Source organism: Aliiroseovarius sp. CAU 1755 (assembly GCF_054482655.1).
In genome coordinates this window covers 243,282-264,610 of the sequence record NZ_JBTLRH010000003.1, presented here as the reverse complement: position 1 = coordinate 264,610, position 21,329 = coordinate 243,282, and the positions used below count along the sequence as shown (strand labels likewise).

The 21,329-nt window shown below is 58.7% G+C and carries 19 protein-coding genes; 7 read left to right on the top strand and 12 right to left on the bottom strand.

Annotated features, from left to right (window positions below):
• The first annotated feature begins 1 nt into the window (after position 1).
• From sufC to ACXYMP_RS13215, 5 genes are read left to right on the top strand one after another with little or no spacing between them, the layout of a single operon-like run.
• Positions 2-766, top strand: coding sequence for a Fe-S cluster assembly ATPase SufC (gene sufC, locus ACXYMP_RS13235; RefSeq protein WP_298566753.1), 765 nt, complete (start codon positions 2-4; stop codon positions 764-766).
• The gene (locus ACXYMP_RS13230) at positions 763-2,052 is read left to right on the top strand and encodes a SufB/SufD family protein (protein ID WP_458906880.1); all 1,290 of its coding nucleotides are present in this window, start codon (positions 763-765) and stop codon (positions 2,050-2,052) included. The genes sufC and ACXYMP_RS13230 overlap by 4 nt, the downstream gene beginning before the upstream one ends.
• 18 nt (positions 2,053-2,070) lie before the next feature.
• A complete protein-coding gene (locus ACXYMP_RS13225) occupies positions 2,071-2,559 on the top strand; it encodes a YIP1 family protein (protein WP_298566755.1) in 489 nt (162 codons plus the stop codon).
• Positions 2,560-2,562: 3 nt separating this feature from the next.
• Entirely contained in the window at positions 2,563-3,162 is a 600-nt protein-coding gene (locus ACXYMP_RS13220) for a YIP1 family protein (protein WP_298566757.1), read from the top strand.
• A gap of 14 nt (positions 3,163-3,176) precedes the next feature.
• Entirely contained in the window at positions 3,177-4,397 is a 1,221-nt protein-coding gene (locus tag ACXYMP_RS13215) for a cysteine desulfurase (RefSeq protein WP_458906877.1), read from the top strand.
• A gap of 26 nt (positions 4,398-4,423) precedes the next feature.
• Here the strand turns inward: ACXYMP_RS13215 and ACXYMP_RS13210 are convergent, their stop codons facing one another.
• The 9 genes from ACXYMP_RS13210 to guaA form a co-directional block, all read right to left on the bottom strand.
• Complete coding sequence (locus tag ACXYMP_RS13210) at positions 4,424-5,041, bottom strand: TetR/AcrR family transcriptional regulator (RefSeq protein ID WP_298566759.1); 618 nt, start codon at positions 5,039-5,041, stop codon at positions 4,424-4,426.
• On the bottom strand, positions 5,034-5,903 hold the full coding sequence (ppk2, locus tag ACXYMP_RS13205; RefSeq protein ID WP_298566760.1) for a polyphosphate kinase 2: 870 nt from the start codon (positions 5,901-5,903) through the stop codon (positions 5,034-5,036). Before ppk2 ends, ACXYMP_RS13210 begins: the two co-directional genes overlap by 8 nt.
• A gap of 74 nt (positions 5,904-5,977) precedes the next feature.
• Positions 5,978-6,916 carry a homoserine O-acetyltransferase MetA gene (metA, locus tag ACXYMP_RS13200; RefSeq protein WP_298566761.1) on the bottom strand — a complete coding sequence of 313 codons (939 nt, stop codon included), beginning with the start codon at positions 6,914-6,916 and terminating at the stop codon, positions 5,978-5,980.
• Positions 6,917-6,962: 46 nt separating this feature from the next.
• Positions 6,963-7,823 (bottom strand): ATPase, encoded by an 861-nt coding sequence (locus tag ACXYMP_RS13195; RefSeq protein WP_458907350.1) that lies wholly within the window; start codon positions 7,821-7,823, stop codon positions 6,963-6,965.
• A gap of 148 nt (positions 7,824-7,971) precedes the next feature.
• The gene (locus tag ACXYMP_RS13190; protein ID WP_298566762.1) at positions 7,972-9,027 is read right to left on the bottom strand and encodes an OmpP1/FadL family transporter; all 1,056 of its coding nucleotides are present in this window, start codon (positions 9,025-9,027) and stop codon (positions 7,972-7,974) included.
• 193 nt (positions 9,028-9,220) lie between these two features.
• On the bottom strand, positions 9,221-10,087 hold the full coding sequence (locus ACXYMP_RS13185) for a DMT family transporter (RefSeq protein WP_458906873.1): 867 nt from the start codon (positions 10,085-10,087) through the stop codon (positions 9,221-9,223).
• Positions 10,084-10,368, bottom strand: a complete 285-nt coding sequence (locus ACXYMP_RS13180) for a putative quinol monooxygenase (protein ID WP_298566765.1) — start codon at positions 10,366-10,368, stop codon at positions 10,084-10,086. The genes ACXYMP_RS13185 and ACXYMP_RS13180 overlap by 4 nt, the downstream gene beginning before the upstream one ends.
• A 59-nt stretch (positions 10,369-10,427) precedes the next feature.
• On the bottom strand, positions 10,428-11,246 hold the full coding sequence (locus tag ACXYMP_RS13175; protein ID WP_458906871.1) for an FkbM family methyltransferase: 819 nt from the start codon (positions 11,244-11,246) through the stop codon (positions 10,428-10,430).
• Positions 11,247-11,519: 273 nt separating this feature from the next.
• Positions 11,520-13,079: a glutamine-hydrolyzing GMP synthase gene (gene guaA, locus ACXYMP_RS13170; protein WP_298566767.1), complete on the bottom strand. Its 1,560-nt coding sequence runs from the start codon at positions 13,077-13,079 to the stop codon at positions 11,520-11,522.
• A gap of 186 nt (positions 13,080-13,265) precedes the next feature.
• Here guaA and ACXYMP_RS13165 point away from each other — a divergent pair, with 186 nt between their 5' ends.
• Positions 13,266-14,807, top strand: a complete 1,542-nt coding sequence (locus ACXYMP_RS13165; protein WP_298566768.1) for a trimethylamine methyltransferase family protein — start codon at positions 13,266-13,268, stop codon at positions 14,805-14,807.
• Positions 14,808-14,889: 82 nt separating this feature from the next.
• On the opposite strand, the gene ACXYMP_RS13160 is transcribed toward ACXYMP_RS13165, so the two are convergent.
• Positions 14,890-15,183, bottom strand: a complete 294-nt coding sequence (locus ACXYMP_RS13160; protein WP_298566769.1) for a DUF6477 family protein — start codon at positions 15,181-15,183, stop codon at positions 14,890-14,892.
• 243 nt (positions 15,184-15,426) lie between these two features.
• On the opposite strand from ACXYMP_RS13160, the gene ACXYMP_RS13155 reads away from it, so the two are divergent.
• Entirely contained in the window at positions 15,427-16,521 is a 1,095-nt protein-coding gene (locus ACXYMP_RS13155) for a DUF6456 domain-containing protein (RefSeq protein ID WP_298566770.1), read from the top strand.
• 13 nt (positions 16,522-16,534) lie between these two features.
• Here ACXYMP_RS13155 and ACXYMP_RS13150 read toward each other — a convergent pair whose 3' ends face one another.
• Together ACXYMP_RS13150 and ACXYMP_RS13145 are read right to left on the bottom strand one after the other, a co-directional pair.
• On the bottom strand, positions 16,535-16,900 hold the full coding sequence (locus tag ACXYMP_RS13150; protein ID WP_458906868.1) for a hypothetical protein: 366 nt from the start codon (positions 16,898-16,900) through the stop codon (positions 16,535-16,537).
• 286 nt (positions 16,901-17,186) lie between these two features.
• Positions 17,187-21,317: a hypothetical protein gene (locus ACXYMP_RS13145; protein WP_458906866.1), complete on the bottom strand. Its 4,131-nt coding sequence runs from the start codon at positions 21,315-21,317 to the stop codon at positions 17,187-17,189.
• Between the last annotated feature and the right edge of the window lie 12 nt (positions 21,318-21,329).

Here is a 21,329-nt window from a genome sequence, read left to right as displayed (position 1 = left end):
AATGCTGAAAATCAATAACCTGCACGTCAAACTTGAAGAAGAAGACAAGCGTATCCTGAAAGGGGTCGACCTTGAGGTGCCCGCTGGGTCAGTGCACGCAATCATGGGGCCCAATGGCTCGGGCAAGTCAACGCTGTCTTACGTGTTGTCGGGCCGTGACGGCTATGAGGTGACCGAAGGCGGTGCCACGCTGGACGGCGAAGACCTGTTGGACATGGACCCCGAAGAACGCGCCGCCGCTGGCCTGTTTCTGGCGTTTCAATACCCGGTGGAAATTCCCGGTGTTGGCAACATGACCTTCCTGCGCACCGCCGTGAATGCGCAGCGCAAGGCGCGCGGAGAAGAGGAAATGTCGGCCGCCGACTTCCTGAAATTCATCCGTGCCAAGGCGAAAGAGCTGAAAATCGACGCCGACATGCTGAAACGTCCGGTCAATGTGGGCTTTTCGGGCGGTGAGAAAAAGCGCAACGAGATCCTGCAGATGGCGATGCTGGAACCCAAGATGTGCATTCTGGACGAAACCGATTCTGGTCTGGACGTGGACGCGATGAAGCTGGTGTCCGAAGGCGTGAACGCGCTGCGCAACGCAGGTCGGTCATTCCTTGTGATCACCCACTATCAGCGCCTTCTGGATCACATCAAACCGGACGTCGTGCATATCATGGCCGATGGCCGCATCGTGAAATCCGGCGGTCCCGAACTGGCGCTTGAGGTGGAAAACAACGGCTACGCCGACATCCTTGCCGAGATGGAGGTCGAGGCATGAACACGGCCCCCAAAAAAGCACCTGCACTGATCAGTGCCGATGCACGCCCGGTGTCCGGCGCTTGGGCTGCGGAGGCTCGCGCTGATGCGGCCGCGCGGCTGGCAGATATGGGTCTGCCTACACGGCGCGACGAATACTGGAAATGGACTCGCCCTGACAGCTTGATCTCGGCCACGCCCGACATGGCCGAGGTGTTCGACTATGTGGGCGAAAGCCTGGTTTTCCATGCGATTGACCGGTTGAAGATCGTCTTTGTGGACGGTGTGTTTGACGCGGACGCCTCGGACGAGCTTGACGGCGAAGGGCTTGAGATTGAACGCCTTGCCAGTGCGGCCGGGAAAGACATTCATTGGGCCAAAGACCTTTACGGGGTTCTGGAAACCAAGGGGCAAACCCCCGTCGTGCGCCCGTTGGCGGCCCATAACACCGCGATGGCCACCGATGGTGTGGTCATTCGTGTCACCGGCAAGGTGAGCCGACCCGTCAGCTTGATCTACCAGCACAAGGATGCGAATTCCGACGCGATCTTGCACAATGTGGTGCGGCTGGAAGAAGGGGCGAAACTGACGTTGCTGGAAAACGGCGCAGCAGCTGCGCGCCTTTCAAAGGTGACCGAGGTTGATATCGGCCCGGGCGCTGAATTTCACCACGTGCGCGCGCAGGGGCGCGACCATGACCGTCAGGCGGTGACGCATATGTTCACGCGCGTCGATACGGGCGCTGTGTTCAAAAGCTTCACGATGACTGTAAACGGCAAGCTGACGCGCAATGAGTGCATTATCGACATTGTTGGCGACGATGCCATTGCACATGTGGCAGGGGCTGCGCTTGGCGATGGCGCGGCGGGTGATTTTCATCATGACGACACGGTTTTCGTGACCCATGATGCGGTGTCATGTGAAAGCCGTCAGGTGTTCAAGAAGGTCCTGAAAAACGGCGCAAAGGGCGTCTTCCAAGGCAAGATTCTTGTGAAGCCCGGCGCACAGAAAACCGACGGGTATCAAAAATCGCAGTCGCTTTTGCTGGACGACGACGCGCAGTTCTTGGCCAAGCCAGAGCTTGAGATCTATGCCGATGATGTGGCGTGCAGCCATGGCTCGACATCGGGTGCAATTGACGAAGAGGCGCTGTTTTACCTGCGCTCGCGCGGCGTGCCGACGCATATCGCCACCGACCTGCTTGTGCTGGCCTTTCTGGCCGATGCGATCGAGGAAATCGAGGATGAGGCGGTCGCCGCCGAGATCATCGACCGTCTGGACGCCTGGCTTGCGCGGCGGCGCGGCTAACCTGGCCCGGAGGCGCCCATGTCAGTCATTCAGGACGTGCTAAGAAGCTACCGCGCGCCGCGTGCGGTGTTTCAACGCCGCTTGGGCATCGGGCCGCGCGAAGATCGTGCGCTTGCGGTTCTGATGGGCGCCTGTTTGCTGGTGTTTGCGGCGCAGATGCCCCGGTTGGCTCGTCAGGCTCATGAAACCGGCGAAGAGCTGAACATGCTGATGGGGGCCACCTTGCTGGCCTGGATCTTCATCATGCCGCTGGTGCTTTATGCTTTGGGCACGCTAAGCCATATTGCCGCGCGCGTTCTGGGCGGGCAGGGCAGCAGCTATGGCGCTCGGTTCGCGCTGTTCTGGGCCTTGCTATGTGCGACGCCGCTTTGGCTGCTGTGGGGGCTTGTGGCCGGGTTCATGGGGCCGGGTGTGCAGATGACCGTAACCGGTATCGCCGCGCTGTTTGCTTTTCTCCTGTTTTGGACGATAAACCTGCGCGAAGCAGAACGCGGGGCTAAGGTGTAACCAATGCGATTTGAACCCGGATATCTTTTCGGCATGGCCCTGCAAACGGTGCCCGAGCCGCGCAAGGTCGCCCGTGACCTGTTCAACCTCAACCTGCCGCGTGAAACCTTGTGGACGGCGCTGACCCTGATGGTCGTTCTGGCCACGGCGATCAGCGTTTTTGCCGGTCTGCTTTTCCCGGTCGATGCCGCGCAGATGGGGCCGCTTTTGTCCAGCCCGATCCTTCTTGGCCTGATCGAAGCGGTTTTCATGTTCGGTTTGGCATGGGCAATCTATCTGATCGGGCGCATGTTTGGCGGGCAGGGAACTCTGTCAGACGCCATAACCACAGTGGTCTGGATGGAGTTCATCTTTCTCGGTCTTCAGCTTCTGACCTTGATCCTGACCCTGTTCGCCCCCGGACTTGCGATGATCACGATGCTAGGCTCTGCGATCATGTTTTTCTGGGTGCTGAGCCAGTTCACGGCCGAAAGCCACGGCTTTGCCTCGACCGGCTTGGTGTTCGTGTCGATCCTTTTGTTCATGACTGTCGCGATCTTTGCCCTGTCTTTCGTTCTGGTTCTTCTTGGCGTTGAACCTGTCACTTTGCCTGCCCCCAATTGACCGGAGTTCCGCAGATGTTCGACATCAATACAGTCCGGGCTGAATTCCCGATCCTGTCGCGTCAGATCAACGGTCAGCCGTTGATCTATCTCGACAACGGCGCATCGGCGCAAAAACCGCAGGTGGTTATCGATGCCGTGACCCGCGCTTACGCCGAGGAATACTCGAACGTTCACCGGGGGCTTCATTTTCTGTCCAACCTCGCGACCGAGAAATACGAGGCCGTGCGTGGCATTGTGGCAAGGTTTCTCAACGCCGGGTCCGAGGACGAGGTGATCTTCAATTCCGGCACCACTGAGGGCATCAACATGGTGTCCTACGGGTGGGCTGCGCCACGCATGGGCGCGGGCGACGAAATCATTCTGTCGACGATGGAGCATCACGCCAACATCGTTCCGTGGCATTTTCTGCGCGAACGCCAAGGGGTTGTGCTGAAATGGATCGACCCGGAACCGGATGGGTCGCTTGACCCAAGCAAGGTTCTGAACGCGATCACCCCGCGCACCAAGCTGATTGCCGTCACGCAATGTTCGAATGTGTTCGGCACGGTGGTCGATGTGAAAACGATCTGCGCCGGCGCGCGCGCGCGCGGTGTTGCCGTCATGGTGGATGGCTCGCAGGGGGCTGTGCATATGCCGGTCGATGTGCAGGATATCGGCTGCGATTTCTACGCCATTACCGGCCACAAGCTTTATGGCCCGTCCGGGTCCGGCGCGATCTATGTGCGGGCTGACCGTCAGGCCGAGATGCAACCCTTTCTGGGGGGTGGCGACATGATCAACGAGGTGTGTAAGGACCGGGTGACCTATGCGGAGCCGCCGTTGAAATTCGAGGCCGGCACCCCCGGTATCGTGCAGACCATCGGGCTTGGGGCCGCGCTGGACTATCTGATGGATCTGGGTATGGAAAACGTCGCCGCCCACGAGGCGTCGCTGGCCGCCTATGCAAGCGAACGTCTGACCGGGCTGAATTGGGTGAATGTCCAGGGCACCGCACCGGGAAAGGCTGCGATCTTTTCGTTTACGATGGAGGGCGCCGCGCATGCGCATGACATCTCGACCATCCTCGACAAAAAGGGCATCGCCGTGCGGGCGGGTCACCATTGCGCCAAACCGCTTATGGAACATCTGGGCGTCTCTGCGACCGCGCGCGCCTCTTTCGGGCTTTATAACACCAAAGACGAGGTGGACCGGCTGATCGAGGGGCTGGAGCTTTGTCACAAGCTGTTGGCCTGACACCTGCGCGCCATGGCGTTTTCGCGCTATTCGTCGGTCTGGATCAGTCCTAAGCCGCGCAGATAAACGCCAATTCCGGATTCCAGAAGATCCTCGGGTGGAAAGGGGCTTTTTTGCCCCGGACTGCCACGCCCGAACAGCTCCACCACCCCGTGGCTCATTGCCCAGATATGGGCGCTGACCATACGTGACGGCGGGCGCCTGTCTTCGGGAATATTCTCGGTCAGCGTTGCTGCGGCTTTTTCAAGCACACCCATCGCACGCCCCGCAACCAACGCCAGATCGGGCGATTGATTGATCAAGACACCGCTTTCAAACATCGCAACATAATGGCCGGGATACTTGCGGGCAAAGGCAAGATAAGCCCGCCCGGTTGCTTCGAAACTGGCAAGCGCAGATGGCTTGCCCTTGTCATAGGCATATTCCATCAGGTCTGCGAAAATCTCATACCCCTGCCGCGCCGCCTCGGCGATCAGATCCTCGCGGCCGGCAAAGTGGCGATAGACGGCTGCCGGCGTAACGCCCGCCTGTTTCGCCGCTTCTGACAGGGTGAAACCGGTCGGGCCCTTTTCTTCGATCAAGGCCAAGGCCGCATCGACCAGAGCTTGGCGAAGATTGCCGTGATGATAGCCGCGTTTAGCCATCCCAGATCTCGGGTCCGCCACAGATCTTGTCATCGGGCGCATGCGCGACGTTTCCATCTTTCGACGCATAATCAATATGTTGCAAGACGGACCGGATCGCCGCCAACCGCGCGCGTTTCTTGTCGTCTGAGCGGATCACCGTCCAGGGCGCGCGGGGACGGTGGCTGCGTTCGAAGGTTTCCTTGATCGCGTCCGAATACTCATCCCAGCGCTTCAGCCCCTCGACATCAATCCAGCTCAGCTTCCATTGCTTCAACGGGTCTTTTTCACGCGACAAGAAGCGTTTCAATTGCTCGGCGCGACCGACATTCAGCCAGATTTTGAAAAGATGAATGCCCTCATCAACCAGCATGTCCTCAAACTCCGGCAGTTGCCGGAAAAAGGCCGCGCGCTGGTCGTCCTCGCAAAAGCCAAACACTTTTTCGACCACGCCGCGGTTGTACCAACTGCGGTCAAACAGAACGATTTCACCCGCCGACGGCAGTTCACGCACATAGCGTTGGAAATACCATTCGCCCGCCTCACGGTCCGAGGGCTTGGATAAGGCGACAACCCGCGCGACGCGGGGGTTCAGGTTTTCGCGAAACCGTTTGATGGTGCCGCCTTTGCCTGCGGCGTCGCGCCCCTCGAACACCACCACGACACGTTTGCCCGTGGCCTTTACGTCCGCTTGCAATTTCACCAATTCAAGCTGAAGCGCCTCGATTTCGTCCTCATAGTCCGATTTGGACATCAGCGTTTCATAGGGATAGCTGTCGGACAAGATCTGCTTCTTGCCAGCGCCCTTGATTGCCTCGCGCACAGACGCCGGAGCGGTCTTTGTGTAGAACTCTGATATGGCACCTTCGAAGGGCAGGGACATGCGCAAACTCCTGATTTCACGACAGTATGGGACGTAGCCCTCGCAATGGCAATCGGTGCGAGGGCTTGGTCACATCACCCACGGCGATCTTCGACGCTGGACCCGATCTGGTCGATATCGAAGGGCGTGGTCAAATACATCTCGTTGATCCAGTTGGCATACAGCAAATGGGCGTGACTGCGCCACCGGTTGACGGGCATCCGGCTGGGGTCTTCATCTGGATAGTAGTTGATCGGCACATTGATCGGCACGCCTTTGGCGACATCGCGGTCATACTCACCTTTCAAGGTGGCCGTGTCGTATTCAAAGTGGTTGAAGATATAGAGCGCGCGATGGGCTTTATCTTCGACCAGACAGGGACCAACCTCGTTCGACCCCAGAAGCGTGGTCAAACCGTTTGCGGCGTCGATCTCGGCCTGACGCATTTCGGTCCAGCGGCTAACTGGAACGACACAACTGTCTGAAAACCCTCGCAAATAGGGCGATGCCGGGTCCATGTTTCGCTGCGGAAAACAACCAAAAGCCTTGGCATCCAGTATATGTTTCGCCACCCCATGGAAGTGATAGATCATCGCCATCGCCCCCCAACACACGCCGAAGGTCGAATGCACATTGGTCTGGGTCCAGTCAAAGATCTGGCTGATCTCATCCCAATAGGTGACCTGTTCGAACGGCATATGCTCAATTGGCGCGCCGGTGATGATCAGCCCGTCGAATTTCTGATCCTGCACCTCTTGCCACGGCTGATAGAAGGCTCCGATATGGGCCTGGCTGGTGGTCTTGGACGTGTGCTCGGACGGGCGCAAAAGCGTCAGTTCGATCTGCAACGGGTGCGCCCCGATCAGGCGTGAAAACTGCGTTTCCGTCTCGATCTTCTTGGGCATCAGGTTCAAAAGCGCAATCCGCATCGGGCGGATATCCTGTTTGGCCGCCTGATCCTCTGACATGACCATAACGCCCTCTTCCGTCAGCACATCAGCGGCCGGCAGAGACGAGGGGATCTTAATTGGCATGGCAAAAGTCCTTGGAATTGCGTGTTAATAACTAGTTAGGTCCAGATCAGGCAGCGTCAATGGCCGCGGCGATCATTCGATCGAAATCCTCGGGGGATTTGATTGCAGCAACCTCGTGGGCGCAAAGCGTGATGCCATAGCGCGCCATGTGCTGATACAAGGGCTGACGGTGTTCCAAGGCTTTCGCATAGGTCCAGCGGATAAAGGCGTCTGGATCAACATCGCACGCTTCAAGCTTCATTTCATTGAGATAATCCGCCCAGGCGCGTTCCAGGAACGCGGGCTGATAAGCCATCGGCTTTGGCGCACGGTCAAAGCGGCGCACCAATTCCTGGCTGTGGGCGTCGTCGCCGCGCAACCAGATCAACAGGCAATGGCGGCCAAGTTCTTCGAGCAGGGGATCATTCTCCCCCAAGGCGGGGTCAATCCATTCGCAAATGGAGCCACCGGTGTCACAGATGAAATGGGGATAGCCATAAATCTTTTCAGCGCGTTCAATGAAGGCGGCCGTGTCCATCAGCGCCGAAATTTCGGCCTGCTTGAACTGGTCCTGCCTGCGCCGATACTCAGCAATCGGGACGCCGTCCTTTGCAGGGCTGCCCGGCTTGCCAAGGTAGGTCGCAACGGGGCTGAGATTGTCAAAGCTGATCTTCGAGGTGATCCGAATGGAATCCGACAACAGAAGGTCGCGCAGGAACGGCACCTTCATAGCCTCGGCCTTGAAATTGTCGGCGATGTGTTCGCCCATGTAACGCGTGCCAATCCGGTAATCGATTGAATAGTGAAACCAATCACCCTGATCACGCAACATATTGGAAAGATAGGTTTTACCGAGACCGGACATACCAAAGAACAGCACCCGCTTGTGCGGGGCGTTATGCCAGTCGTCCGAGCTTTGATACAGCATGTCATTCACCAAGTTTCTCTTCGCCTCTTGGTAAGGGGCAGGAACGGGCGGGTCAAATGCTTCTCATCAGGAAACCGGGCGATGTGCTCTATGCAAAACGCCCCGCGACGAGCACGGGGCGTTTCAGGTCTTCTGTGGCGTCGTTCGATTAGAAACGCAGGCCCATCTTCACACCGAAGGACACGGCATCACCATCGTCATAGACGACCGGCAGGCCGCCTGATGTGACGGTCTTGGTGTCAAATTTGGTGTATTGGACACCGCCCGAAATGTCGAAATTGCCTTGGGTGTATTTTGCGCCCAGTGCAATCGACGTGGCCGCCCCGGCAGGTGCCAGGAACGTGGTGCCGGTGTCCGAGCCATCAACATAGCCCAGCGAAGCCGAAACCGACCAGTTTTCGTTCAAGCGACGACCCAAGCCGAGCTTGTAGGAGGTTACGTCCTCGTCAAAGGTCACCCAGGTCGCGTCGCCAAGTGCGCCCGTGGTGTCGAGCGAGATACCGCCCCATTTGGCATGACGGATCGACCCGAACAAAAGCGTGTTCTCGGCGATACCCGTTTGGAAGTCGAGGTTGATCGCCTCGGGCATTTCCACCGAGCCAGTGACCGGGTCAATGAAGCCCGGCACGGCGCGCACGCCGGTCAGTTCGTGATCAACAGCGGTGAAATAAGTCAGCGCGACGCGCAGGGCAATCTCGGGCTTTTCGTAAGCCACACCGACCAGGCCACCCCATTCGGTGCCGCTGGTTGCGGACAAAGCACCAAGGGACGAGATGATGTCGCCGGACACTTTCTGAGCACGCAAACCACCATGGACCGAGAAGCCATTGCCCATTTCATAGCGCAAGATGCCGGTCAAAGCCGAGCTGTCCACTTTCGCCATGCCCGGCGCAAGAGGGGCGTCAATATAGTTGATGTCGGCGCCGTAGGGCTGGTCCCAAATCAACGCAAGGCTGATCTGATCGTTCAGCTGGGCTTTGTAACCCATCGCGAACATCGAAAAGTCGGTTGCCGATTGCGAAATCGGAAAGACGCCTGCGCCGGTGCCTTCGATTGTCGGGCTGACATTGCCAAACGAGAACGACAGGTAGTTGCCTTCCTCGAACAGGATCGAGATATCCTGATTGGACCGGTCAATCCCGGCATGCGCGCCCGTCGCTGCTGCCGTAAACAACGCGGCTGTCGTGAGTGTAAGTTTGTTCATCATTCCTCCCTGAGACACAAACTGTCCTGAATGTAGCTGCTACATGAAATTTAAGCTATTTGGCGCGCCTGATCTTGGTCAATCGTTACCTTGGGTCAGATAAGGTTCAGCCGTTCATAACTTTTGAAACGATGTGGGAAGGACACGCTTTTTTGGGTCTGAAACACGCGGCAGGACAGTTCAGTTGGCCGGGTCAGCCTGAGGCGCGGTGCTCAGCGCGCAGATTGATCAGGTTCGCCCCGATGATAAAGCCCGCCCCGACGATCAGAGATACGCCAACGCTTTCACCGTAAAGCAAGGCGCCGATCACCGCGATCACCGGCAGTCTTGCAAAGTCCATCGGAATTACAACCGAGGCGGGCGCAAGCGACAGGGCCGTCGTCAAACAGGCATGAGCAAGCAGACCCGCCCCGCCGATCAACAAAAGCCAAGGGGTCAGGGCCAGCGTCGGCCATGCAATGTCGCCGTCGATCCCTGCCGTTATCACGCCAAACACCAGTTGGATGGCGGTCAGCCAGAACAGGATGGACAACGTCGTTTCCGCCCGCGTCAGTTTTCGCGTGGCCAGCGCGGTCAGCGCAAAACAGATGGCCGACAAGCCCGCAGCGGTCACTCCAACCGACAAACCGCCCGTCGCCCAAGGTTGGGCGATGATCAGGATGCCGACAAAACCGATCAGTGCTGTCAGCAACCTTGTGCCCGTCAGGCGCTCGTTTAGCAAAACCGGGGCGAGGGCGGCGACCCACAAGGGCGAGGTGAACTCCAGGGCAAAAACTTGTGCAAGCGGGATCAGCGTCAAAGCCAGAAACCAAAGGTTCTGCCCGGCGAAATGGGCCGCATTGCGCAACAAGTGCAGACGCAGATTGCTGGTTCTGACCTCGTGTTGTCGCCTTGTCGCCACGAGCACTGCCACCACGATCACGACCCCGACGCACGACCGGTAAAGCATCACTTCGAATGTATCCAACGCGTGACTGACCGCGCGCCCGGCCACGGCCATCGCCGTGAACGATGCAATCGCCCCGGTCATCCAGAACGCGGCGCGCAGGGTCGGTGTCACGAGACGACCTCTTCGATGTTATAATGACGCGGGATGTTCTTTGTGATTTTGGCCCAAGGGCTTGATGTCATGCGGGTTTGATGGGCGTCAAAATCCTCGCGTGAGGCAAACAGTTCGCTCACATCGAAACGGCCCGGCCGGGTTTCATCCTCGGTGACGTCGAAGGCCAAGCAACCCGGTTCCGCTCGGGTCAGAGCGATATGGGCGGGGAGCGCCGATCTGATCGCGGCAATCCGGCCCTTGGGGACTTCGATATGACCTGACAGGCGTATCTTTGGCATGAGCGGACCATACCGAAGCCACATAGATTGACAAGAAGGGTCGTGACCGCGGCTTACGACTATGCGCCTTGCGTCTTGGGTTCGAACAGGATGTTTTCATAGGGTTTTGTCGGGTCAAACATGGTTTTGTTTCCCGCGGTATCCAGCCCGAAAACGTCATATCTTTCGGCCATCAAATCCAACGCCTGCGCCAGCATGTCACGCACCTTCGCACCTGCATCGACCCGGTATTCAATCAAGATGGGTGCTGTGTTTGACGCCAGAAACTTTTGACCGCCCTTGATGACGTCAAGCTCGGCACCCTCGACGTCAATTTTGATCAGGGCGATCCGCGCCGCATACCTTGCGCCGTCAATATAGCGATCAAGCGTGGTCGCCGGAGCAAGCTCGTATGTTGCGTCCGCCTTTGACGGGTTCCAATCCGCGAGCAATGAATTCGCGCCGCGGTTGCCATCGCGCAAATAGAGCTTCAGAAATGCCCCGTCATCAGCCTGCGACGTCAACGCCACGATATCCACATGCGCCTTAATCTGGTTCAGCGCGATATTCTTGAGCAAGAGGGACGCCGTGTCTTTTGAGGCCTCGATCGCAGCAAGTTCACACCCGGTTTCTCGACAGATTGGCACACTCGCGGTGCCAATATTGGCACCGATGTCCAGAATGACGTCACCTTCGGTAATACCGATTTTCGTGGCGATGGTGTGGACCATCATCTCGAACGGTTCTTGGCGGATGAAGCTGCGAAAACCGATGTGATCGTTCACATCAACCCACAACCGCGTTCCCTGCCAGGTCAACATGGCAAGCTTGGGTTGGTAGTGAAAGACGGAAACCTTCCGGATGTAATTTGGATCAAAAAACCGTGTGATCCGGTGCACCAAGGGAACGCTTTGATATCTCTGTAGAAACTTCAAAACCATCCGCCCCCGGAGTCGTGATGTGACAAAGGTAACGATCCTGGTCAAACGTGACTTCATAAGGGTTCTACCCGCGCAGAATGTTGCGTGCTTGCTGGTCTTTGCACATCCATCATGCCACCCGCTTGAAGCGAGTTGCAAGCAGTAATACTGCTTTAGGATGAACATTGGAGTGTCGCGGGATTGCTTGGACAACGCAAATATGGTCACTCTAACAGGGGCATACTTGCGGGGTCATTCCCACTCAATCGTGCCGGGTGGCTTCGAGGTCACGTCATAGGTGACGCGGTTGATGCCCTTGACCTCATTGATGATCCGGGTTGCGGTTTCCCCAAGAAATTCATGGCTGAACGGATAGTAGTCCGCCGTCATACCGTCCACCGAGGTGACGGCGCGCAGTGCACAGGCATAATCATAGGTGCGCCCATCGCCCATCACACCCACGGTGCGCACGGGCAGGATCGCGACGAACGCCTGCCAGATCTCGTCATACAAACCGTGCTTGCGGATCTGGTCGATATAGACAGCGTCGGCCTCGCGCAGAATGTCAAGCTTGGCGCGGGTGATCTCTCCGGGGCAGCGGATGGCAAGACCGGGGCCGGGGAAGGGGTGGCGCCCGATGAAGCTTTGCGGCAGGCCAAGTTCACGCCCCAGGGCGCGCACTTCGTCCTTGAACAACTCGCGCAGTGGTTCGACAAGCTTCAGGCCCATCTTTTCCGGCAAGCCGCCGACATTATGGTGCGATTTGATCGTAACCGACGGGCCGCCCGAGAAACTGACGCTTTCAATCACGTCCGGGTAAAGCGTGCCTTGGGCCAAAAACTCTGCGCCCTCGATCTGGTCGGCATGTTTCTGGAACACGTCGATGAACAGTCTGCCGATGATCTTGCGTTTGGTTTCCGGGTCGGATTGCCCGTCCAACTCGCCCAAAAACAGCTCCTGCTCATCCGCGTGGATCAGCTGCATGTTATAGTGGTCGCGGAACATGGTGACGACCTCTTCCGCCTCGCCCTTGCGCAGCAACCCGTGGTCGACGAAAACGCAGGTCAGCTGATCGCCAATCGCTTCGTGAATCAGCACCGCGGCGACCGAACTGTCGACCCCGCCGGACAGGCCACAGATCACTTTCTTGTCACCGACCTGTTCACGAATGACGCGGATCGCCTCGTCGCGATAGGCATCCATGGTCCAGTCGCCCGTGAACCCGGCCAGTTTCACAAAATTCTCGTAAAGTTTCGCGCCCTTTGGTGTGTGGTGCACTTCCGGGTGGAACTGCACCGCATAGAAATGACGGCTGGCGTCGGCGGTGATCGCGAAGGGCGCGTTGGGCGAGGTGCCATAAACCTCAAAACCCGGAGCGATTTCAGAGACATGGTCGCCGTGGCTCATCCAGACCTGCTCAACGCCCTGGTCAAACCAGCCGTCCAACAGGTCGAGCTTGGCGCTGGGGGTCACATAGGCGCGGCCGAATTCGGCTGTGCCGTGTCCGCTTTCCACTTTGCCGCCCAACTGGGTCATCATGGTCTGCTGACCATAGCAGATGCCAAGGATGGGCACGCCATAGTCGAAAATTTCTTGCGGCGCGCGTGGTGACCCTTCGCGGGTCACGCTGTCTGGTCCGCCCGACAGGATCACCGCTTTCGGGGCCATCTCGCGCACGAAATCCATCGTGACCTTCTGGTAGGGGTGAATTTCGCAATAGACATTCAACTCGCGCAGGCGGCGCGCGATAAGTTGCGTCACCTGGCTGCCGAAGTCGATGATAAGAAGGCGGTCGTGGCTTTGATCTGTCATGTCGTCGGATTAGGGCAGGGGCCGGGGCAAAGCAAGTCCCGCACGCGTATCTACACCAACCATCCGGCATTTTTTTGTGGCTTTCAGCGCCCGATGTCGCTTTTGCCCCCTGAAGGACGCTTGCGAGCGGATTTAGCGGGGGCCGCGGGATATTCACAAATCAACAGGACATTTTGGAGGATTACCATGACCGAGGCACCCACCCGTCGTGGTCGCGGGGGCGGCGGCGCTGCTCGTCGCGCTGAACGCACCGCTGTTCGCATCGAATGCGCGAAATTCATCACGCGCAACATTCCCAATCTCGAAATCCTCAACGAAGAGGCGATGGAGATCATCGAATACAACGCCGAAACGGTGCTTGAGGAAATCGGCGTCAATTTCGTCGAAAACCCGGCCGCGCTTGAGCGGTGGAAAGAGGCGGGGGCCGATGTTGACGGGGAACGGGTGCGCATTCCGCGTGGTTTGGCGCGTGAGTTGTGCAAAACGGCGCCCAGCCAGTTTACCCAGCATGCCCGCAATCCCGAACGATCCGTTGAAATTGGCGGCAACAATCTGGTGCTCGCCCCCGTCTATGGCCCGCCCTTTGTGCGCGACGCCGCCGGGGGGCGCCGCTATGCAACGATGCAGGATTTCCGCAAGTTCGTGAAGCTGGGTTACATGTCCAAATGGCTGCACCATTCCGGCGGCACCGTGTGCGAACCGACAGATGTGCCGGTGAACAAGCGCCACCTTGATATGCTGCTCGCCCACATGACCTTGTCTGACAAGCCCTATATGGGGTCGGTGACCGCGCCTGAACGCGCGCAAGACAGCGTCGAGATGTCCGAGATTCTTTTCGGCAAAGACTTCGTGCAGCAAAACACGGTGATGACGTCGCTCATCAACATCAACTCGCCCATGCAATATGACGATGTGATGATGGGCGCGATGGAGGTGTTTGCCGCCAACAACCAAGCCTCGATCATTTCGCCCTTCATCGTGGGCGGCGCGATGGCGCCGGTGTCAGTGGCTGGCACGCTGACACAGGTTCTGGCCGAGGTGCTCGCGGGTGTGGCCTATAGCCAGTTGGTGCGCAAAGGCGCGCCGGTCATTGCGGGGGCGTTCGTGTCCTCGATCGACATGAACTCTGGCGCACCAACCTTTGGCACACCCGAAGCAGCCCATATCACATATGGGGCCGGGCAATTGTTCCGCCGGCTAGGGTTGCCATACCGGTCGGCCGGGTCGTTCAACGGATCGAAACTGCCTGACGCACAGGCGGCGTATGAAACGGCAAACAGCTTGAACACGGGGCTGCTGTCCGGCGTGAATTTCATGCTGCATGCGGCCGGCTGGCTGGAGGGCGGTCTGGTCGCCAGCTTCGAGAAATTCGTGATGGATGCTGACCAACTGGGTACCTTGCACCATTTGGCCCAGGGCATTGCGGTCGACGAGAACGCGCAAGCGATGGACGCCATCCGCGAGGTTGGGCCGGGCGGACACTATCTTGGCTGCGCCCATACGCAGGCGAACTTTAAGTCAGCGTTCTGGCGCACCGAACTGCTGGATTACAAGCCGTTTGAAACCTGGGACGAAGAAGGCGCGCGCGACACGCAAGCGCTGGCCTCGATCCGCGTGGAGAAGTTGTTGGCAGACTATCAACAACCCGCCCTTGACCCCGGTATTGCCGATGGGCTTCGCGACTACGTTCAGGAAAAAAAGGACTCGATGCCCGACGCCTTTAGCTGAGCCTCAACCGTTCCGGTTTTGTTCAACAACATTAAGAACACGGTAAGAGGATTTAACGATCCTCTTACCGGTCTTGGGGCGTTCAGACCGCCCGTGGCCCTTTTGGCAGCAGACGCATTTCGGCCATCAGCGCGATCAGCACCTCGACATGGTGGGACACGGAATAAGAGGCGTCGCCGGCTTTCCGTGTATCCTCTAGCCGTGCTTCTTCCTGCAACAGCCCGTCGATGGCCCTTGCCGGGCTGGGCGTCGCAGGCGTTTTCATAAGCTTTTTCAAATCCCTATCGCGGTTGTAATCCATCAGCCCGAAGCGGGCGGCGCGCACCAGAAGACGGGGGCGACGAAGTGATTTGAGAAGTGATGTTGCGTCAGTCATGGGATACCCTTTCAGTGATTCCCGCTGACTATTACTCAACCTTACCGGGTGTTGCGTTCGAACCCCTCCGGCGCACGGTCGCTTTAACAAATATTGCCAAAGCAATAACAAAACTGGTCTGGACAACGGTCAATTAACGAACCGGTAACCAATCAAATGATACTCGTTACCGGCTATCACACAACCTGTGGTTGCGCGTCGGGATGTCGTGTGTCCACGGAACGCCAATTGGAAGGGGCTTCTATGCAGAATGCGATGGCATCGGGGATCGAAAGCAATGAAATGGTTCGGTGGCTGCCCGATGAGGTTCATCTTTACCTGAAACACACGGAAGAGGGTGCCTCCATTCGTTCCCTTGCCCGCGACATGGGGGTGCACGCCTCGACGGTGCTCAGACAGGTGCGAAAGACCGAATCTCTGCGTGATGATCCGTTGGTCGATGCCCTGCTGACACGACTGGGGGCAGGGGTGCGCGACGGCCAGCCTGTTTATGCCACCGCGGCCCCGATTGACCCGGACGCAGACGACACTGTTTCCCCACATATGGTGCGCCTGTTGCGGGCCATGATGAAAGACCGGGCCGTCATGGCCGTCAGCCAAGGTGTCGACACCGCCGTGGTGTTGTGCGCCCGAGACGACGGCGACCCGCTGACGGTGGCCAAGGGTCCGACCGAAATTGTCGAGGTCATGGCATTGCGCGGTTGGATCGAAGGCGGCGCGTCGGGTCGGGTGGTGCGCTATCACATCACCACCGAGGGGCGACTTGCGCTCAACAAGATGTTGGCACAACAAGAAGGGCGCGCGACTGGGTTCGCCGAAGCCTCAACCGGGTTTTCGGGCATTCCGGACGGCGCCAGCTTTGTCGGTGCGGCAAAGGCGGCCAAGGCAAGAACGCGGTCCGGGCGTCCGATTGGTGCTGACAGCCCGGTGCGGGTGCTGGGGCGGTCGACCGGGCGTGGGCAACCTTACCTTGCGCCGACACTTGTGAGTGCCGCCGAACGCCTGCACCGTGATTTCGCTCTGGGGCAGTTTGAACTGAGCGGCATTGCCACATGGGACAGGCTTCAAGATGCGGTCAGATCGGCACTGACAACCACGCATCCGTCAGACCGCAAACTGGACGCCCGCAAACGGTTCGCCAGCGCAATGCAGGCGCTTGGGCCGGAACTTGGCCAGATTGCGATCGCTGTGTGTTGTCACGAAAAGGGCATGGAGCGGATCGAGGCGGACATGGCGATGCCTGCGCGGTCGGGTAAATACATGCTTCGCGTGGCTCTGAACTATCTGTCGCGGTATTATGACAGCGTCGGTGGGGACGAACATGAACTGATCTATTGATCGCAGCTTGGCGTTACCGATCCAGACGCGCGAAAATTTCCTTCGTCGTCAGAATCTCGAATTCAAGGGTCGGGTAAAGCTGCTTAAATTCGCGCGAAATCATCGTGGGATTGGGCAGATCGTCGGCAAGGATCAGATAGCGACCGTCAAATTTCATGTCGGTCAAAAACTGACCAAAGTCGATACAGTCCAATCCCTCGCAAAACAGGGGTGACAGCACCACTTTGGGCGCAAGCGCCTCAAAGGCGCTGCGATCCAATTGCGTAATCTCATCGCAGGAAAGCTGCACCAAGCCTTCGAATTGAAAGGCAGATGTGGTTTGTGCGCTCAGTTCCCCAAGCACCAGCGTTGTTGGCTTGATCACCATGGTGTGTTTCATTACCCGTTTCCCGCTAGGGACAATTTTGGCTGTTTTACGGTTGCAGATTGCACAACCGCGAAAGCTCATTTTCAATCACCCTACACATATAAGGAGAGTGAGGGTTATTCAATTAACCCAGAAGGTGCTTTTCCCATTTATTTGAAATTGACGTCGCGTTTTGACCGCGCGGGCCTCTGCGCTGGTTGGGGGTGTTCGAGTGCGCACCGTTCGTGGCACGGGCGGGCTATCCGATGATGTTGATAGGACCGGGGCCCAAGCGACCCAACCGCCGGCGCTCAATGGATCAAACTTTGATGAACTCCGCATAGACAAGGCGTAGGCGCGGATCGGGGGCGCCTTTCGGGACCGATACATGGTCAGTATCGACGCGGTGGGGTTCGTATTCGCGAATGGCCAGACGCAGCTTGGAGCCTCTTTTCATTTGCTTCGGCAGCGTCACGGTCCCTTCCCAGATCGCCGGCGGGCGCAACAACGCAACCAAGTCGGGGTTCGCAAGGATAGCCGTGAAATCGCGAGCTGCGAGCAGTTCCTCTGCACGCGCCGCGAGGGTCATTGCAGATTTCTTTCCCCGTGATCCATCGCGATCCAGCGTTTTGTCGCCTGACGGGGCGCTGCGGCTGGCCCTTTTTTTCTTCACCACAGCCGATGTCAACTCCGACCAACCGAAATCCGGGCCAAGCGTTTCATCAAGCAACTCGACGCTGATCTTGACCACCGGATTACTTCTGCGACCTACGATCGACGTGGATCCGCTTGCCGCCGGACCCTTTAAGTAGGCGTGGCCATAAAGCCCAACATTCAGAACCCTGCCGGTCCCGCGTGCCACCGTGGCCAACCGATCGGGGGTAAGCTGCACGAATTCAGTCGTTACAATCGGCGAGATATGCGCGCCGGGGGCAGAGATCGGATGATAGCGCGCCAGCGCCAGCCGGATGAACGGGTAATAGCTGCGCCCCGGTTCGACCACGATATCGCAGAACCACAGTTTCCGATCGGTGTCGTATCCGACAAGATGTGGCGCGACGTTCAGCCGGGTCGGAATGGGTGTAGGCAAGGGGGATGAACCACCCGATCCCACCCCGGGCCGCGTTGGATTGACGAGACCATCAAGCTGGAATGGACCTGCCGGCAGATCCGCTTCCTCTTCGGGAACGAATTGGGGCAGGCGCGCAGGATCAAGCGGGCCCTGTTTGACGGCCAGTGGGAAAGCGCCCAGCCCTGGCGACGGGGTGGCGATGTTGGTGCTTGACCAGATCGGGTCGGTGCCCCACTGCGTCACGAAGGACTTGAGCTCTTCATCGATCTTGGCGGAGGTCGCGTTGTCAGGCGGAAGCACGACCGCCAGCATTTCGTTGTGGCCGCTGACGAACCACGGCCTGTTCAGATAGACCCGCAATCCGCCGCCGTCGCGCCAGCTTGATCGCGACTTGCCGGATTTGCGGCGGGTCCAACCGAAGGTCGGGATCACGTAAAGCACCTCTGGCGCCGGAGGCGGCGCGCTGTTTGGAATCCACCCGGTGGCTTCGTCGGAAATCACTTTGATCTGCGGATTGGTTTCACCCGAAACCAACGGTTCACGGACGGCCGCCGGCATGAATTCGCGGAACCGACTCGTTGCCTCCAGCCGATAGAGGACCCGCCGATATTTCGTATCGCCAAACTCGTGTTTGATGCGCACATAGTCGCTGCGTCCCGGAGGTGACATGCCCGGCGCATCCGCATAGTCAAGCTTTCGTTCGTTGGCATGGCCGCGGCGAATGACGTTGCGCGGTTGGTCTTCATTCAACGGATCCGTCGGCTCGTTCCACCGGCCAAACAGGTCGAGCTTGTCCGTCGAATGGCTGTCAACCGGCGTGTTGAAATTGAGCCGCGCATAGGTCCGGCCAAGCCCGCGCGACACAAAGAGCTTTTGAACCGCGGGCAGGACCAACGGTTTCTGAACCGCATGCACAAGTTCGATCTCGGTCCAGGGCGTCAGCATCCAATGGCCGCCCGCAAGCGCCAGTTTGCGAACCTGATCCACCAGGTCTGGGTTCGAGCCAAACCGATCCGCGAACCACTGCCAGATCCCCATCTGATCAAGCCCACCTTTTGGGAGAACATGGGAAAGCCGCAAGCGGACGATATCGGCCTTGGCCAGCGGGACGGTCAGAATACGTTTTGTCTTGTTGAAGGAGGGCAGGGCGCCCGGATCTTCCTTGATGACAATCTCAAACGGGGCCGCCTTGGGCCAATCTGTCGCGGCAGATGTCGGGTAGTAGGCCACATCGGCAAGCGCACCCACCCCGACATCGGCAGGGCCCAGAAACCGAAGCGCGACCTTCTCGGCGAAAGGATCCGGAAGGTAGGGCAGGGAAAACCCGTCTTCCGCGACCGGATAGTCTTGATCGACGCCGTCGAAGCTCAGCGTGACCTTATCCAAGGGCGCGTCAAGCGCGGCAAGCATACCGTAGCTTGCCGGGTTAAGCCGACCGGCGGGATCGTCCAACATGCCGTGCGTCTCGGCCTGTTTGACCGAGGTTCTGTTGGCCACGACCTGCCGGCGCGCGGTCGCCGCAATCGCAACGGTGTTGTCGGCGGGCATTTCATTGAAGCTGCGGATGGCGATCCGTGCCATCGCCTCGCCCTCGCCAGGTTTCTCAGCAACGCCGCCGGTCTGACCCAATGCGAAAGCTGGCGGCTCCACCGGTTCAAAGCGCCGATAGGTCAGCGGCTGGCTGACCGCCTGTTTGGGGTCGGTCTTTGAGGTTGTCCAGGCAGCCGCGTTCAACGCCAAATCGCTGACCCGGACCCGCATCCGGTAGGTGCGCCCATATCGCAAGCTTGGAAGGGACCTTGGATGTGCTGTGAAATTGGCTTGGAATGGCATCCCCATCGGGGCTTTGTTGGACAGGGGTTCGGCCTGACTTGCATCATCATCGATGGGAATACCTAAGCCCGGTGGTGGCGCCGACAAGCTCCAGCCGTTCCACGCAAAAAGCCCTTCGTAGAGCTTTACCACATCCGGGTCGCTGCCATCGGCTGCCTGCGTCACGCCAAGCCGCACCGCGCCTTCTTCATCTTTCACCGAAATATCCGCCATGGTGTCGACAAGGTCGATCAACCCGTCGCGCCGGCACAGTGACTGCCATTGGCCGCTATGTTCGTCGAAGATTTCCGGGTGGTAGCCGCGGATCACATCCTCTTGGAACAGGTCGATGTCGCCGCCTGCGGTTTCAGCATCGAAATGCTTGCCTGACCGGTCAATGGCCTGGGTCAGGCCTTCGGCGCGCTTCGGTTCGGCCAGCAAGATCCCACCGGTCTGCAGCGCGGGCGCGCCGACGCGTGGATCAGGCTCGCGTTTCGCCGCGCCCCGCATGGTCATCAGAGACTGCGCAAAGTTCTTGGTCTTGATGCCCGCGCCGTCGACATCGACCTGAATGAGCCGGTAGTGGTCTGCAAGCTCTAGATAGCCGTCGATGATCGGCGTCGCGGAAGAGGCATTGACCGGGCGGAACGCCTTGCCGGGCACTAACCTTGTGACGGTGAAGGGGCGCGTGTCTTTCACCGTCTCGACACCACTTGCCGCCTCGGGTGTCGGCGCCCAGTTGACGCGCACCCGCAATCGGTCGGTCATCGCGCCGCCCGGCATGTGGTCTTCGGGCAGCACGAAATCGAGCACAAGCCCAAGATCACGCAAGAACCCGTGATACTGGTTGGTCGAGGCCACAATCTGGTGGAAATCGATCAGGTCCTTGATCTCATCTTCCTTGGGAAGATCAATTAGCTTGTGAGTGCGCCAGTGCGCGTCCTCACGGGGATCCTCTTCAGGTCCGGATGTGTCTTTCACGTAATTGACGGTCTGTTCTGCCGAAAGCGGACGGTGATAGGCCTGCAACAATGCCCACGCGGTGCGTGGATCGCTTGTATCGTGCGGAATTTCCTTATTGCGAAGCGCCTCTATGACCTGAGCCGGGTGTGCAAGCGGCTCGGCAAGCTTGCGCAGGTTCTTGAAATGCTCGGTGCTTTCGGGCAATTCGGTGCCCGCGCTCGATGCCAGGCTGGCATAGGTTTCGCGCACGAAATCGTGCACGGTGTTCAACGGATAGCTCAGAACCACTGTGCCGCGGCGGTCTTCGAACTGGTGGCTGCGCACGAATGTATCGGGCCGGAACACCGCTGCCCAGACAGTGCTGCTTGGTGCGCTGACAGGGGCCAGGTTTTCGATCACCGCGTTGTGGTAGAGAAAGGAAAACTTCATGCCGGCCAGCGTCGCCGGCCAATCGATCAGATCCGGAAATTCGTCAAGCCGCGCCGGGATGGCGGGCGCACGCGTCAATTCGGGTGTGACCAGAACCGATACGCGGTATCCATTGCCCGGCTCATAGCCGTTCGGAAGCGCCGTCCACATGATATGCTGGGTTTTGTCTGCCATAGCTCTCTCCCG

What these genes read in the sequence shown, in the direction of transcription:
- sufC (WP_298566753.1), top strand. Translation starts at nt 2, where the DNA reads ATGCTGAAAATCAATAACCTGCACGTCAAACTTGAAGAAGAAGACAAG.
- ACXYMP_RS13230 (WP_458906880.1), top strand. Translation starts at nt 763, where the DNA reads ATGAACACGGCCCCCAAAAAAGCACCTGCACTGATCAGTGCCGATGCA.
- ACXYMP_RS13225 (WP_298566755.1), top strand. Translation starts at nt 2,071, where the DNA reads ATGTCAGTCATTCAGGACGTGCTAAGAAGCTACCGCGCGCCGCGTGCG.
- ACXYMP_RS13220 (WP_298566757.1), top strand. Translation starts at nt 2,563, where the DNA reads ATGCGATTTGAACCCGGATATCTTTTCGGCATGGCCCTGCAAACGGTG.
- ACXYMP_RS13215 (WP_458906877.1), top strand. Translation starts at nt 3,177, where the DNA reads ATGTTCGACATCAATACAGTCCGGGCTGAATTCCCGATCCTGTCGCGT.
- ACXYMP_RS13210 (WP_298566759.1), bottom strand. Translation starts at nt 5,041, where the DNA reads ATGGCTAAACGCGGCTATCATCACGGCAATCTTCGCCAAGCTCTGGTC.
- ppk2 (WP_298566760.1), bottom strand. Translation starts at nt 5,903, where the DNA reads ATGTCCCTGCCCTTCGAAGGTGCCATATCAGAGTTCTACACAAAGACC.
- metA (WP_298566761.1), bottom strand. Translation starts at nt 6,916, where the DNA reads ATGCCAATTAAGATCCCCTCGTCTCTGCCGGCCGCTGATGTGCTGACG.
- ACXYMP_RS13195 (WP_458907350.1), bottom strand. Translation starts at nt 7,823, where the DNA reads ATGCTGTATCAAAGCTCGGACGACTGGCATAACGCCCCGCACAAGCGG.
- ACXYMP_RS13190 (WP_298566762.1), bottom strand. Translation starts at nt 9,027, where the DNA reads ATGAACAAACTTACACTCACGACAGCCGCGTTGTTTACGGCAGCAGCG.
- ACXYMP_RS13180 (WP_298566765.1), bottom strand. Translation starts at nt 10,368, where the DNA reads ATGCCAAAGATACGCCTGTCAGGTCATATCGAAGTCCCCAAGGGCCGG.
- guaA (WP_298566767.1), bottom strand. Translation starts at nt 13,079, where the DNA reads ATGACAGATCAAAGCCACGACCGCCTTCTTATCATCGACTTCGGCAGC.
- ACXYMP_RS13165 (WP_298566768.1), top strand. Translation starts at nt 13,266, where the DNA reads ATGACCGAGGCACCCACCCGTCGTGGTCGCGGGGGCGGCGGCGCTGCT.
- ACXYMP_RS13160 (WP_298566769.1), bottom strand. Translation starts at nt 15,183, where the DNA reads ATGACTGACGCAACATCACTTCTCAAATCACTTCGTCGCCCCCGTCTT.
- ACXYMP_RS13155 (WP_298566770.1), top strand. Translation starts at nt 15,427, where the DNA reads ATGCAGAATGCGATGGCATCGGGGATCGAAAGCAATGAAATGGTTCGG.
- ACXYMP_RS13150 (WP_458906868.1), bottom strand. Translation starts at nt 16,900, where the DNA reads ATGAAACACACCATGGTGATCAAGCCAACAACGCTGGTGCTTGGGGAA.
- ACXYMP_RS13145 (WP_458906866.1), bottom strand. Translation starts at nt 21,317, where the DNA reads ATGGCAGACAAAACCCAGCATATCATGTGGACGGCGCTTCCGAACGGC.